Source organism: Arenicella sp. 4NH20-0111 (genome assembly GCF_040366405.1).
Taxonomy (GTDB): domain Bacteria; phylum Pseudomonadota; class Gammaproteobacteria; order Arenicellales; family Arenicellaceae; genus Arenicella.
The window spans coordinates 54,929-69,662 of record NZ_BAABWF010000013.1 but is presented as its reverse complement, the minus strand read 5'-3'; the positions used below and the strand labels follow the sequence as shown (position 1 = coordinate 69,662).

Genomic DNA, 14,734 nt, shown 5'->3' with positions numbered 1-14,734 from the left:
CTGTGCACGGTAGTCTTTAACATTTTTTATTAGTCTCGTTTCTGGTCTTATGTAAGATAAAAAATCAGAAGTCGCTTAGGTCTATATAAGTTAATTAGGCTGGGTGATCGGATTGAAATAGGACTCGGGGAGGGTGAGCTGTGTTTGGAAATTTTATTAGATTTATGCTGATTGGTTGGTCGGTTTTATCGATTGATCAAGCGCTAGCGCAACAGCAATCGATCAAGGTCGGTCAAGCAACATTGACGGCCTACTCAACGGCCACCGCCACCACCTTGACTCCCTTCCAAGATATCACGTTTGCGTCACCGTTTCCGTCTGGAACCACGCCGAATGTCTTCGCCATGACGCCCGAATTCGGCAGTAATGCCAGTGGTGGTACGGGAGACGATCCGTGTACTATTCGAATTCACAGTGTGACTAACGTCGGCTTTAAAGCGGCGTGCTTGGAGCCGCGCAATGAGAATAGAAACAGTTCATCGGTAACGTTTGACTACATAGCCATCAAGGATGGTCAAACAGACATACCGACCACCACGCCAGGTGAGTCAGTCACGTTTTCATCGCAATGTGAAGTGGTAGACCATCAGAGGTTTGGTGGAAATTGTTCTGATTGCACGCTATTGCCTGGACAAACCAATAGTTTTCAAACCGTGTCATTTCCTGCCGCATCTGGCGGCGGCGCGCTATTTTCATCTGCGCCCGCACTAATTACGCAGATTTCATCGATCAATAATACGTTGATAGCGAGCACGGACGTGCCGCCAACGCATCCTACTGGCGAACCTGAATTTGTGGACGTGTCAACCAATGCAATTACCGCTTCTGGATTTGACGTGGCAATCGCCAGAATGGAAGCTGGCAATGGGTCTATTTCGGAAGACGAGACAATCTGTTACCTAGCCGTTGAAGCCGGAAGTTGTAAAACGCTGGACTTAAGCAGTATTAATAGCTCATTGACGACCATCAATTTTCAGGCGGTCATAGGTGGAGACGTAACACGCGGACACGATAACGCACCCGTTGTCGGCGCATCGTTTGAAACAGATTGTTTTACGTCAACCCCCGTGGCCATTGCAAGCATGAGGCGTCGAGACGGCGGTGATGGTGGATTTATCCGCCGTGCGGATTTGAATGAAGACGATATTACGCTCATTATTGATGAAGATCGAGTGAGCAACAATGAACGAAGTCACATTACAGAACCAACATCGGTTTTGGCTTTTTCAGGGGTGTTCACTACGCCCGTGACGTTAAGTTATGTGCGGATTAAAAGTCACGGAAAAAAGGTCCGCTTTGATTGGCAAACGTCGGCGGAATCGTTCCACTTGGGGTTTCACCTTTGGGGTGAAACCAGTGATGGTTGGGTTCAGCTAAACAAGGCTTTAATTCCGGGGTTCGGTGCGAATACAGATCAACTTAAAGAATACAAAAAAACAATCCGTCTAAATCGGCGCGAACACAGTGATATTATAAAGTTTGGGATTTCAAGCGTTGATGCGGCGGGCTTTGAGGAGTTTTACGGGCCGTTTGAGCTTGATCAGACTTACGGAGAAAGCGACACGAGTGAACGCATCGACTGGACTGAAACTCGGCGCCAGTTTACCCAGAGCATGCAGGCGAAAGGCTATATTGAGGTTAACGGGCGTTGGAAAAAGCTAACCGAACGAAGAGCAAAGCGGCTTGAAAAACGGCAACAAAGGATCAATGCAAGTGCAGTGGACGTGCGATTCAGTGGAGCGGGAATGCGAAAAATATCAGGGGCTGAGTTAATTAAAATTCAACCTCAGTGGAAAGGCTTGGATCTGGATAACTTGGCTGTGACCCTCAATGGTCAAGGGGTAGAGCGCCTGGTGCTGAGTGATGATGCGAGGCTAAGCGATGAAGACATCGTTATTGTTAATGCGGTTGCACCTCAAGGAAACGATAACTTGTATCTCAGTGAGTACAACTACCGGTTAACTCGCGATCGTCACCGTGTTCGTAAACCTCAACATTATGAGGAGCTTGACGTCGACACTGCGCAATATAGCTCTACGGTATTTGCCGAAAAAATACTTACCCAAGACATCAAGTATTTAGCCGCCATTACCTCCGGGAGCCCATGGTATGACGCTCAGCTATTTACAACATCTGGTCCGGTAAAGACAGCGTACACTGCCGTCATTGATCAGAGAATCGATGAGACTCGGCCAGCCAACTTACGTATAGATTTGTTTGGAAGTATCGACCTACCGGGTGATCAACCAGACCATCACGTGCAAGTTTCCGTCAATGGGCACATGGTGCTAGATCAATGGTTTGATGGCCTAACTCAATTTAAGACCGAGCTAGAGCTTTTGCCTGGGCTAGTAAACCCGGGGGACAACGAAATAGCCGTTACGGTGATGGGTGATACAGGGCTTGCGGGTGACATTGTTTTGATAGATGAAATAAGTCTGCTTGTCCCGACCGATCTTAAGGAAACAACCGCTTATGACTTTCTTGCCGACCCAAGTGTTGGCGGGTACCTGGTCAAAGAGATAGATGCCTCATTGGATAAAAGAGTGTTTGCCTATTCTTCAAAAGGTGGGTTTAGCACGATTAATGCGCATAAGGATAGCAACAGTTTATCGTTTGCGGCGCTGCCATTTTTAAATAGCCAGCTAAACGATACCCAATTGAGGTATACCGTTGCGACAACCCAAGAGCTGGAATCCGCCGTGTCTTTAGAACTTGTGAACGCGGATGTTAATGCAGCGTCAGCAAATCCGCTGGCTTCAGCAGACCTAATGATTGTTGCGCACCCCAACTTTATAGGCGAAGACTTAGATAGCTACATTAAATACAAGCGCGACCTTGGATTGGAGGTACAACTACTTAACTGGTTAGATTTGGTTGCCACGTATGGTTTTGGTAACAATACGCCACAAAGTTTGGATAACTATCTCGCTACCTTGGATGCAACCTTACAACCTAGTCACCTTCTGTTGGTTGGAGGCCATACCTACGATTACCGAAATTTACTAGGGCAAAATGCGATCAGTTTTATTCCGGCTCATTACCGAAGAGTCAGTATTTTCGAATACACTCAATCGGATAATGTCTTCGCGGACTTAGATGGCGATAACCTGCCAGAGATCGCTATCGGACGGTGGCCAGTGAGAACCGTTGCGGATCTAAGAGCAATAGTTGCCAAAAGTATTGATTGGCAAGAAATGAATATCAACGGAAGAGTCCCTGAAAACGCTTTGCTTATAGCGCAGTCAAACGACGGGCGGAATTTGGATTTCGATGACTCCCTTGAAGGTCATGTGGCACCGAATATAGCCATAGAATCTGAGTCATTAGATATAGAACGTGTGTATCTCGGGCAACTCAATTCTCTTGGGGTGACATCGCCAATCGCTCAAGCGCGCGAGACCATTACCAATGCCATTAATGATGGAACTCGATTAGTGAGTTTTGCCGGTCATGCGTCAACGGCAGGCTGGGGGTTTCAAGGTATTGTGAACACCGCGTTAATAAGCCAGTTGGAGAACGATGACTCTCCCACAATCGTCATGCCCTTAGCGTGCTATACAACGGATTATCAAAGCTTGACGACCAATACCTTGGCTCATCAATGGCTGTTTTCGGGAAACCACGGTGCTGCCGCGGTGCACGGTGCTACGTCATTAGGTCAGTATCGTGAAAATGGCGTATTTGCTGAGCGTGTCTTGAAGGCATCAGTATCAGCTAGCAGCCTTGGTACGGCAATTCAACAAGCCAAACGTCGTATGTCTTCTCGGAATGAAACGCTACATAACTGGGCCTTATTGGGTGACCCTTCATTACCAACACCCTAGTTGTCGCGGGTTTTTTGGTTATGTCTGAGCGTGTGTAAACTCACGCTTTAGTGATGACCAATAGCCTCTTTAGATCATTCAAGAATTAACAGTAACGAGTGTTGAGTAGGTTCATCTCCATTTCGTCAAAGCCTGCTTTTAGCCTTGCGCTAATATTAAAGGGTCCACGCAACTCACCGTGCATATGGGTTTCTATCATCTTTATAAAAGTGGCTTTGGGTTCTAGGTTTTGTTGATTGCATTGGTAAAAAAACCAACGCGAACCTACGTCAACATGCCCAATTTCATCTTCGTAAATAATCTCTAATATATCAATGGCCTTTGCATCGCCCACGTTTTTAAGACGATTTATCATGCCAGGAGTTACATCCAGTCCTCTCGCCTCGAGAACTCTAGGAACCAAGGCCATGCGAGCGACAACGTCGTGTTGCGTTCTAGTTGCCATATCCCACAGTCCGTTGTGGGCCGGATACTCTCCGTATGAACAATCATTGTCCTCCAGATAATTTCTGATCATTGTGAAGTGTCGAGCTTCATCATCAGCGACCCTAAGCCAATCCAGATAGAACTCTTTGGGCTGGTTTCGGAATCGATAAGCCGCATCAAGCGCTAAATTAATGGCGTTGAACTCAATGTGAGCGACTGCATGCAACAAAATATTCCGGCCGGTTTGAGACTGTATTCCGCGGCGTCTTAGCTTCTTGGGTGACACTAGAGTCAGTTCAGGCGGGTAGCCTGGCAACGGTATTTGGATTGGTGCGTGAGGTTGAGTAAATTCCTGATGTTCGATGTCGGACAGTAATTCATGCGTTAATTGGCACTTCAAAGAAGCATCATTGCATAAAATAGCCTCCTCTATACGGTCGTAAATCATCACTTAAGCCATTGAGCAGCCGTACAGCGAGGGAGGTGATTGAGATCAGAATACAATGCTATGTTTGTAAAACCTCTGGCAACTAAGAGCCTCTCAACATCATTCGCTTGCTCAAAACCATGTTCCAATAGGAGCCAGCCCTCAGGGATGAGAAAATTTGGAGCGCCATCGATGAGGGTTGTTAGGTCTCCCAAACCGTGACGTGGCGAAACCAGCGCGCTGTCTGGCTCAAACCTTAAATCCCCTTTTGTTAAATGAGGATCCTTCGATTCTATGTAAGGAGGATTGCTGGCGATCAAACTGAAATCCTCACCTGCTAAGCCGTCAAACCAATTACTCTCGATAAACTCTACGTTGTTTACACAGTTAAGCTTGGCGTTTTCTCTCGCGACGTTTAGCGCCGCTGAGTACCTATCCACGGCGAGTACATTGCAGTTTGGTCGCTCTTTGGCCAAACTCAGTGCGATGGCACCGCTGCCTGTTCCTAGGTCCGCCAGTCGGAGCTCTTTCGAGGAGTCTATTCTCTTCAAGGCTTGTTCGACCAACACTTCAGTATCTCCGCGAGGGATCAACACGTTCTCGTTAACGTTTAAACGTAACGTCCAAAAGTCCCGGTAACCCAATATATAGGCAACGGGCTTTCCTTTTGCCCGGTGAGCGATTAATTTGAAGAATGCCGTCGTATCTTCAGTCGTGGCGGTGGTATCTCCGTAACTGATTAACCACGCCATGGAGCGCCCAATTGCGTGTTGCAGCAAATACTCAGCGTCTATTCTGGGGGTATCGCTGACATCGTAAATCGTGGTCGTGGCGTCTTCGAGCAGTTCTCGATACGTCTGCATAAGCCTGTTAAGACTCGCCTAATTCGGCTAACAAATTAGCTTGATGTTCGGTGGTTAAGGGGTCTATCACTTCCGCAAGTCCTCCTGTCATCACGCCGTCGAGTTTGTACAACGTGAGGTTTATCCGATGATCAGTTACGCGGCCCTGAGGGTAGTTGTACGTTCTGATCCGTTCAGAACGATCCCCGCTTCCAACTAAGCTCTTTCTTGTCTCGGCTTGTTCGTCGGCTTGAGCTTGTCGCTCAGCATCCAATATTCGAGCTTTAAGCATGGACATTGCTCTTGCCTTATTCTTATGTTGTGAACGCTCATCCTGACATTCGACCACCGTTCCTGTTGGAAGATGAGTTAGTCGAACCGCTGAATCGGTTTTATTTACATGTTGGCCGCCTGATCCAGAAGCGCGGTAGGTGTCTATTCGTAAATCGTTTGCGTTGATTTCCATATCATCGTCAATGCCTTCTGCTTCAGGAAGTATGGCGACCGTACAGGCCGATGTGTGAACGCGGCCTTGCGTTTCCGTTTCAGGAACACGTTGAACGCGGTGCGCGCCGGATTCGAATTTTAACTTAGAGTATGCACCATGGCCTTCAATGCGCGAGATGATTTCCTTATATCCGCCATGTTCTCCTGCATTCGAGCTTAGAACCTCCACACGCCACTTTTGTGATTCAGCGTATAGAGAATACATTTTGAACAGGTCGCCTGAAAAAATTGCGGCTTCATCGCCGCCGGTTCCCGCTCTAATCTCTAGGAAAATATTGTTATCGTCATTGGGGTCTTTAGGCAGCAACAACTTTTGCAGACTGCCTAACAAGCCCTCCTGCCTCTCCTTGATTTCGGTCAGTTCATCGTGGGCCATTTTGCGCATTTCTTTGTCGTCTTCCTCAAGCATCATGTGCGCGGCTTCGGCGTCATCTTCGAGTTCTCGGTATTCAACAAAATTCTCGATAATCGGGCCGATTTCCGCGAGCTCGATACTCAGTTTGCGGAAATGGTTTTGGTCAGATTGGGTTTCTGGTTGGGAAAGCAGGGCGTTGAGCTCTTCTTGTCTATCAACTAAGCCCTCTAGTTTGAAACGAATGGAATCTTTCATTGTGTTTTCTATTTATAATTACTTTTCGTCCAAGCCAAACAATTCACGAGCAGCAAAGAGCAAGTCTTCATCGTGCTTTTGTCGTAATGATTCGGTTGGGTGGTGCATAAATTTTTGCGAGAGTGCATGAGCAAACAGTTCGAGCACTTCAGCGGGGTCGTCCCCAGCCACTAACCGTCTGCGGGCGTTGATTAATTCATTTTCTTTTATTAGCTGGGTACGATCTCGTAATTGGCGCAATGTGGGCACAGAAGCCAGCGTTTGATACCAAAGCATAAACTCTCTGGTACGCTCACCGACAATTTTCTCTGCCTCTAATGCGGCTTGTTTTCGAGACTCTAAATTTTCCGTTACCACCGCTTGTAAATCATCCACCGTGTACAAGAAAACATTCTTTAAGTCGTTGACCTCAGGTTCTACGTCACGAGGGATGGCCAAATCGACGACAAACATTGGGCGATTTTTACGTTGTTTAAGCGCGCTTTCAAAACTGCCTTTTCCTAAAATTGGAAGCGTGCTGGCGGTGGAGCTAAATACCATGTCCGCTTCAGGTAGACGGGTAGACAGTTCATGTAATGAGATAACTTCTGCGCCAAACTCATCAGCCAGCCCATCGGCTCGGGACATTGTTCGGTTGGCAATAATCATTTTTCTGACGCCTTGTCGATAAAGGTGTCGGCAGGTGAGTTCGATGGTTTCACCCGCACCAACAAGCAGCACTGTTTGTTGTGATATGTCTGAAAAAATACTCTTTGAGAGTGTAACCGCCGCATAAGCCACCGATACAGCACTGCTGCCAATGGCTGTGCTGGTTCTGATTTCTTTTGCTACCGAAAAGGTGTTTTGAAACAAACGATTCAAAATTTTACCGGTATTGCCGTTTTTATGAGCCGTTGCAAACGCAGTCTTCATCTGCCCCAGTATCTGAGGCTCACCGATAACCAGCGAATCAAGCCCTGATGCCACGCGAAACGCATGTTTGACCGCATCTTGGTCCGGAAGGGTGTAAAGATAAGGGGCCACTTCATCTTTATGTAGATCGTGGAAATCGCAAAGCCAATTGTGAACAACGTCAATATTGGCGTTAGGTACATGGCAATACACTTCCGTTCGATTGCATGTGGATAGTATTGTGGCTTCCTCAATGCTGTCGAGTTTAGAAATATCCTTAAGCGCATCATCCAAATGCTCGGCGGCGACGGCCGCGCGCTCGCGAACCTCCACGGGAGCAGTGGTGTGATTTAAACCTATGGATAGAACTTGCATTGTCTTTTTTGGGTGCTTATTCGGAGCTAAACGTCAGAATTCGGCATTTTACCTTGTTTTTGGTAGCTTACCTATCGTTCTTGAACTTCTTATTTATTGATCAAGACTATAATTTGTTTATAGAAAACTCGATTGCTCACTCCGTGATAAATTTTTTATTAGCGGCACCACGTCTTTCCTCCAAAGAAGGGTGGCGGTTAGGAGAATGATTAGGTTTAAGCAAATTAAGAGATAGTTGCTTTGACCAAACCAGTACAACGAGAGCGCGAGGATCTGCATTGAACCTACCGCCATGGTTGCGAGGGTCATGATGGTAAACAGAATGTTATTGTTTTTGGCTAGGCACATACCGATCACCAGGTGGGTGAATATGGCCCAAGCTAACACCCCAATAAGCAGCCAAGCGTTAACGCTGATGCCATTTCCGATGAAATAAGCACTTAGTATAAAAACGCCAAATGCCTGCAGCAGTTTGGCTTCGACAATGACCGTCCAAAGAGATTCAGTTTCGGACTCCTCTAGCGTGAGTTGGTTGGCACACATCAAAAGAAAACTAAAGCCAGTGAAGCAGAGGGCCGCCAAGAGGGCAGTGTGAAGTTTTGCACCTGAGTCGGCGTACTCGTAGACCAAATTTAACGTGCTGGAAATTGATAGGTTCAGGTAGTCCAAGATGTTTAGCGACAACGACCAGTCAATAAAGTGCGTTTTCCAAGCGCCTATTCCAAGAGCGGCGGCCAAACTGATCACCAAGATGGCCATATAAATTGTATGAACGAGACCATCCGTCTGCAGTCTGTGAAATCGACCCTTGGAATGAGCACTGTCATTGCCTTCTTCGTTCAAAAGCCTCACTAGGAACGCTGCGAAGCCTGTAAAGATAAAAAGAGACACAAAGATGAAATTCGGGAGCTGCTCACTCTGAACTTGAGTGGCATTCATGGGCGCGTCTAGAATCGGTTGAAGCCATATTAATTTGAAGGCCAATATCAACGTTAGCGCAGCGATAATGAGGCCAGCAAAGGTCGAAAGGTCATTTTTAAAGCCTGTGTTGGTCTCTAATTTGAAAACAGAAACCACAATGATCGCCGCGAGTAAGGTCGGCATGTTGAACACCAGCCAAGGAACAAATTGGCCCAGTGGTGCCCAGTCGCCGTAAACAGAAAAGCCTAACTGATCGCTGAAGGCCAAACCGAGTGCAAGCAAGCCTATCGCGCCGAGAGCTCGTAGCGCTTTAGGGATGGCTTCGTTGGAATGACTGAGCAAATTTCTTGCAGGCAGCAGGAAAAGCAAGGCAAATAGCACGCCTGGTTGGCGATCTAATAACGTCGCGACTAAGGCAACGACGACAGCCATTGATAAAAGAAAAAAGGCCTGAATTAATCCCTGCTCTAAAAAAGCCGTGGGCCCACTATCGGTTCTTAACAGAAAGTCGGCGACCGTGGAATCGCCTTCGTTTGCTCCAAACTGCAAATGAAACACTGATTCTAGAAAAAGGTGGAAAAATATAAGCCAAATTAGCGCCGGCCCCCAGCCCCAAAATAGTAGTAGGGCGGTAGCGGGAAGGCTTACAAAAAAAGCACTACTACCTAGGTTGCGCAGTAAAAATAGAAACCCTGTTTTGGAAAATAAACCTTCGCCTTCCGAGGGTGAGAGATGTTGTTTGGCTAAAATTCGCAACAGGCTTACATAGCCAAATGCCAAAAATCCAACGAAGGCGAGAAACACAATTAGGCTATTTTGCATAGAAACATCATTCCTGAGCCTCAATTGGGCCTGATAACTCGTGTGGGTTGTAGACTGCAATTGTAGAGACTAGAGTGGATAAAGTTAAGAAAAGTCTGTCAATTTTTGTGGTAGTTGCGCTCCATCGGAGTAAAACCTTTGTTAGGTGATGGGTCCAATAACGTTCTTATGTTTATAATGACCGTGTAGGGCGAGCAATTTCGCCATGTGAGAACAAAATTGTATGAGTAATATCGTAGAAGTTACCAGTAATAAAGCCGAGCCAGTTTCGAAGAGGTTGGTTGATCGTTTTTGTTTGGCTTTTTTTGTGATGGCCCTCAGCGGCTGTGTGACACATAACAATGGAATATCCTCTGAACCTCTGGGGCAGGCAGATGCCGTCATTGAGGTTAACCCGGATCAAGAGTCGATCGAATCTGACGCGGAGTTAGCACAGGACCCAAGATTGCCTCGGATCGAATTGGATGCCGAGACCTTGGAAAGTTTGTTGGTAATGAACATTGCAAGCTACCAGGGTGCTTGGGGCTTAGCTGCAAAGAAAGCCCAATCAGTAGCAAGTTCCACTAAGGATTTTCGATTAGCACGTTTGGCTACCTTGCTGGCGCTCAGAGATAATGATTATCAACAAGGATTGTCAAGCGCCCAATTGTGGTATGAACTGGATGCGCAAGATCCTGATCCTCTTAATATGTTGTTAATTACACAGCTAGGTGCTGGAGACGCAGAGGGTGCTAAAAAAAGCGTTCTGGCACACGAAGAAGGAAAAGAACTTGATTCGCATATCAAGCAAGTAGCCGCCCTTTTGATCCGCCAGAAAAATCGCGACGCAGGATTAGAGGTCGCTGCATTTTTGGTCACTCAGTACCCGAATTCGGCACAGGCGGCGCTTAGTGCGTCGTTTGTCGCTGAAAACTTCGAGGACTACGAGCAGTCTGAAATCTGGGTTGAAAAGGCGTTAGAGCTTAAGCCTGGGTGGGAATTGGCGGCACAGATGCAAGCTAAAGTTTTACTTTCACAGCAAAAGCTCGAAGAGCGCGGTGAATTTATCGCTGAGTACGTAAAAACTCACCCTAGTTCAATTGTGATGAGGATAAATTATGCCGCTGAATTGATTCGCAGCGAAGGGGTAGAACAAGCCTACGACTATATGCTGCAGGTTCTCCTCGATGCGCCCAGAAATACCAGTGCGCTGAAGTACACCGCGGCCCTAGCTGAAGATCAAAAACAATTTGAACAAGCAAGCAAATACTATCTGAGAGCGCTGAATATCAATCCAGGCGACGACGACATTCGTTGGTCTTTAGCTCGTCGTTCCTACATTGATAAAAATTACAAAACCGCTGAGCGCTACTTTAATGATATACGTGATCCTGGGCTGTTGTTTGATGCGCAGATACAAGTAGCGAACGCACGGTACGAGTTATTTGGGCTCGATTCCGCCATCAGCACCTTGGCGAGCTTGGATCCAAACACCGAAGCCCAATACGTTAGTTTGGCGTTAACAAGGCACTATTTGTTGATGTCGGAATACCAATACGAAGAAGCCTTAGGTGCAATTAACGAAGTGCTGTATTACATTCCTGATAATTTGGAGCTTGTTTATGCTCGAGCTCTCGTGGCCGCGGAGTTGAAGCGAGTTGATATAGCAGAGCCTGACTTTCGAAAGATAATTGCGGCGAAACCCGATCACGCCAATGCTCTTAATGCCCTGGGCTACACCTTGGCCGATCAATCCATGAGGTATGAAGAAGCCAGAGTTCTAATCGAAAAGGCATTAGAACTTAGGCCTAATGATGCGCATATCCTCGACAGCATGGGGTGGGTTGCGTATCGCCAAGGTGATTTTGAAACCGCAATTGATTTTTTGGAAAAAGCGTACGCTAAAAGTGAGGAAGTTGAAATAGCAACTCATTTGGCCGAAGTGTTGTGGGAAAGTGGCGATCAAGAACGCGCTAAAACTATTTGGTTTGCTTGGTTGGCAAAGGAGCAGGATAACCGCTTGTTGAACGAAACCATTGAGCGGTATGGTGTTGCCGATGAAGCGTCGGCCGGATTGCTAGAGACGCAACTCGATTCTTAAATGATGGTTGGCAAGTTTAGTTATGGACGTCTAAGTCTCATCCTGTGTCTGGGATTGCTTGGGGCGTGTCAAACCGCAATCAAATCTGAACCCGAACCGTTGGCCGATGGGTGGTTAAATAGCCCTTCTGTGTTTGCAACTCAGCGAGATCGATTAACGCAACTTCAAGGTTGGAAGTTGACGGCGAAAGTCGGTATAAAAACGGTAAGCGATAATGAGTCTGCAAACCTCATTTGGACTGTAAGGGGAACGGAGAACGAAATACGTCTTTATGGCCCTTTAGGCGTCGGTGCGGTGCGATTGAGCTTTAATGGCGATCGCGCGGTGTTGAAAGATAATAAAGGCGTCGAACACGTTGGTGTTAGTCCACAAGAGCTGTTGATGCGAGTGGTTGGATGGCCGATGCCTATAGATTCTTTAGCTTACTGGGTGTTTGGGGTTCCAAATGAGTCTCAGTCTTACCAATATCAAGTGTTTGATGGTAGGGTGAGTCTGCTTGACCAAGGAGGTTGGTTAATCAACTACGAGACCTATAAACCACTCTTCTTGGATGATATAACGCTGCCAAAGAAGATTACGGCCAAGCGAACGCTGCTCATCAATGGAGAAGAAAGTCTTGTGAGAGTGAGGCTTGTTGCAAAGTCTTGGACCAGAACACGTTAAGGATAAGGACGTGACCGATTTCATGTTGACTGAATCTGACGATCATAGCTGGCCTGCGCCGGCGAAAATCAATCTTTTTTTGCACGTCGTTGGGAAGAGAAGCGATGGCTATCATTTGCTGCAAACCGCATTTCAATTTCTCAATTATGGTGATGAATTGGTTTTCTCTATTAACGATTCTGGACGCATAGAGCGTGATTACGATTTCGGGTTTAGTGAAGAGAGTGACCTATGCATGCGCGCTGCGCAGCAATTGAAGAGGTTTTCCGATAGCCGGTGCGGCGTGGTTATCGGCATGAAGAAGAACTTGCCGATGGGCGGCGGGCTCGGTGGCGGGAGTTCAGACGCCGCGACGGTACTTATTGCGCTTAATAAATTGTGGGGTCTTAAGCTCAGTCGAGACACATTGAGTCAAATCGGTTTGGGTCTTGGTGCTGACGTGCCGGTATTTATTGGAGGGCAAGCCGCTTGGGCTGAAGGCATTGGAGAAATTTTAACACCCATAAACCCCGTTGAATCATGGTATTTAGTGCTTAATCCGGGCGTTGAAGTGTCAACAGTGGAAATTTTTTCAAATAAACGTTTGACACCGAGACCCGAGATGAAGAAAATACGCGCTCTCGAGAAAGGCACCAACTCGCCGCAGAGTGAAAACGAAGCGAACGGGTATGTCATAGACTCGACTTTTGGGGAAAATCAGCTTGAAGAAATTGTCAGAGCTGAATACCCAGAAGTTAACGAACTTCTTGAGTGGTTGTCGCAATTTGGTCAACCTCGCATGAGCGGCTCTGGCGGTTCTGTGTTCCTTCCGGTTGGGAGTGAGCAAGCGGGATTGGAAATTTTGCACAAGCGACCATTGAATTCAGCAGGTTTTGTTGCCAAAGGTGAAAATTTTCACCCATTGTACAAAGAAATAGAGTAGAATACGCTCCGCTCGTTGTTACGATGAATTGGTAAGGAAGCCGAATGAAGACGGGTTATGGATATTTTTGAGTAGGTCTAACTTATTCAAGATATCAAGAAAGTGTACTGGGGTGTGGCGAAGTGGCCTAACGCACCGGATTTTGATTCCGGCATTCGAAGGTTCGAATCCTTCCACCCCAGCCATTCTTTCTTTCTTTCTCACTTTCCTCTCTTTTATTTAGGCTTGCTCTATCCGCTTGGCTGTGTGACTACAAACCAAGTAGGTGATGGATAAATTGTTTTATCTTTTAGTCTACTTCGCTGAAAAACTCGTGAATTAGTCATATAATTCGCGCACATGTCAGCCGATTCGGCTTTGACCAAAACATACGTTGTCAGTTTTATGGCTGGTCAGCGAAACTGAGGTTTTACCCAAGAGGTTAGACAGTGGCACTCGAAAACTTACTTATTTTTTCTGGTAACGCTAACCCTGAGCTTACCGCTCAAGTGGTTGACTATTTGAAGGTTCCGCTCGGCAAGGCCCGCGTTGAGCAATTCAGTGATGGCGAAATCACTGTAGAAATCCAAGAGAATGTGCGCGGTCGTGATGTGTTTATCATTCAGCCTACTTGCGCACCGAGTCACAAAAATTTAATTGAATTATTATTGATGATTGACGCTTGCAATCGATCATCGGCGCACCGTATCACGGCAGTCATGCCGTATTACGGGTATGCGCGACAAGATCGCCGGCCGAGAAACTCCAGAGTCCCAATCAGTGCCAAACTGATTGCTTCGATGATGAGCACTGCAGGTGCCGATCGTGTATTGACCATGGACCTTCACGCTGACCAGATTCAGGGTTTCTTTGATATCCCAACTGACAATATTTACGGTTCGCCTATATTGTTAGACGATATTCGTAATTTGAATGAAGATAATCTAGTTGTTGTCTCACCTGATGTAGGTGGGGTCGTACGAGCGCGAGCGTTAGCCAAACGACTGGGCGTTGACTTAGCTATTATTGATAAGCGGCGACCAAAGGCGAACGTAGCTAAAGTTATGAACATCATTGGTGAAGTTGAAGGGCGCAGTTGCGTACTTATCGACGACATGGTTGATACGGCAAATACGTTGTGTAAGGCGGCCGATGCGCTTAAAGAGCATGGTGCGACAGCCGTCCGTGCTTATTGTACTCATCCAGTATTGTCTGGAGAGGCTGTTAATCGAATTAATGCGTCAACGATGGACGAAGTGGTTGTCACCAACACCATTCCTCTGTCGGATGCCGCGGCCGCAAGTGAAAAAATTCGACAGTTGTCGGTTGCTCACTTGTTAGGTGAATCTATTCGTCGAATCACAGTAAGTGATTCGGTGAGTTCATTGTTCTCGGATATCGATTAGATATCGAGTAACGTAGTTAGCATCAAGTTCTGATGC

10 protein-coding genes and 1 tRNA gene are annotated in these 14,734 nt (G+C 46.8%); 6 read left to right on the top strand and 5 right to left on the bottom strand.

The window, feature by feature from the left end; all coding sequences use genetic code 11:
* The first annotated feature begins 140 nt into the window (after positions 1-140).
* Positions 141-3,827 (top strand): C25 family cysteine peptidase, encoded by a 3,687-nt coding sequence (locus tag ABWW54_RS18780; protein ID WP_353414588.1) that lies wholly within the window; start codon positions 141-143, stop codon positions 3,825-3,827.
* An 85-nt stretch (positions 3,828-3,912) separates the two neighbouring features.
* Here the strand turns inward: ABWW54_RS18780 and ABWW54_RS18775 are convergent, their stop codons facing one another.
* The 5 genes from ABWW54_RS18775 to ABWW54_RS18755 all read right to left on the bottom strand — a co-directional run bounded on the left by ABWW54_RS18775 (position 3,913) and on the right by ABWW54_RS18755 (position 9,648).
* Positions 3,913-4,701: a ferritin-like domain-containing protein gene (locus ABWW54_RS18775; RefSeq protein ID WP_353414586.1), complete on the bottom strand. Its 789-nt coding sequence runs from the start codon at positions 4,699-4,701 to the stop codon at positions 3,913-3,915.
* Positions 4,701-5,543, bottom strand: a complete 843-nt coding sequence (gene prmC, locus ABWW54_RS18770) for a peptide chain release factor N(5)-glutamine methyltransferase (protein ID WP_353414584.1) — start codon at positions 5,541-5,543, stop codon at positions 4,701-4,703. Before prmC ends, ABWW54_RS18775 begins: the two co-directional genes overlap by 1 nt.
* 7 nt (positions 5,544-5,550) lie before the next feature.
* Positions 5,551-6,639, bottom strand: coding sequence for a peptide chain release factor 1 (gene prfA, locus ABWW54_RS18765; RefSeq protein WP_353414582.1), 1,089 nt, complete (start codon positions 6,637-6,639; stop codon positions 5,551-5,553).
* Positions 6,640-6,657: 18 nt separating this feature from the next.
* Positions 6,658-7,905, bottom strand: coding sequence for a glutamyl-tRNA reductase (gene hemA, locus ABWW54_RS18760; RefSeq protein WP_353414580.1), 1,248 nt, complete (start codon positions 7,903-7,905; stop codon positions 6,658-6,660).
* A gap of 117 nt (positions 7,906-8,022) precedes the next feature.
* Entirely contained in the window at positions 8,023-9,648 is a 1,626-nt protein-coding gene (locus ABWW54_RS18755) for a hypothetical protein (protein WP_353414578.1), read from the bottom strand.
* Between the two features lie 223 nt (positions 9,649-9,871).
* Between ABWW54_RS18755 and ABWW54_RS18750 the strand changes: the two genes are divergently transcribed.
* From ABWW54_RS18750 to ABWW54_RS18730, 5 genes are all read left to right on the top strand, one after another.
* Positions 9,872-11,728, top strand: coding sequence for a tetratricopeptide repeat protein (locus ABWW54_RS18750; protein WP_353414577.1), 1,857 nt, complete (start codon positions 9,872-9,874; stop codon positions 11,726-11,728).
* Complete coding sequence (gene lolB, locus ABWW54_RS18745; RefSeq protein WP_353414575.1) at positions 11,729-12,391, top strand: lipoprotein insertase outer membrane protein LolB; 663 nt, start codon at positions 11,729-11,731, stop codon at positions 12,389-12,391.
* Entirely contained in the window at positions 12,360-13,313 is a 954-nt protein-coding gene (gene ispE, locus ABWW54_RS18740; protein WP_353414573.1) for a 4-(cytidine 5'-diphospho)-2-C-methyl-D-erythritol kinase, read from the top strand. Before lolB ends, ispE begins: the two co-directional genes overlap by 32 nt.
* 108 nt (positions 13,314-13,421) lie before the next feature.
* Positions 13,422-13,498: transfer RNA gene (locus tag ABWW54_RS18735), tRNA-Gln, on the top strand.
* Between the two features lie 243 nt (positions 13,499-13,741).
* Positions 13,742-14,698, top strand: a complete 957-nt coding sequence (locus tag ABWW54_RS18730) for a ribose-phosphate pyrophosphokinase (protein WP_353414571.1) — start codon at positions 13,742-13,744, stop codon at positions 14,696-14,698.
* Positions 14,699-14,734: the final 36 nt, after the last annotated feature.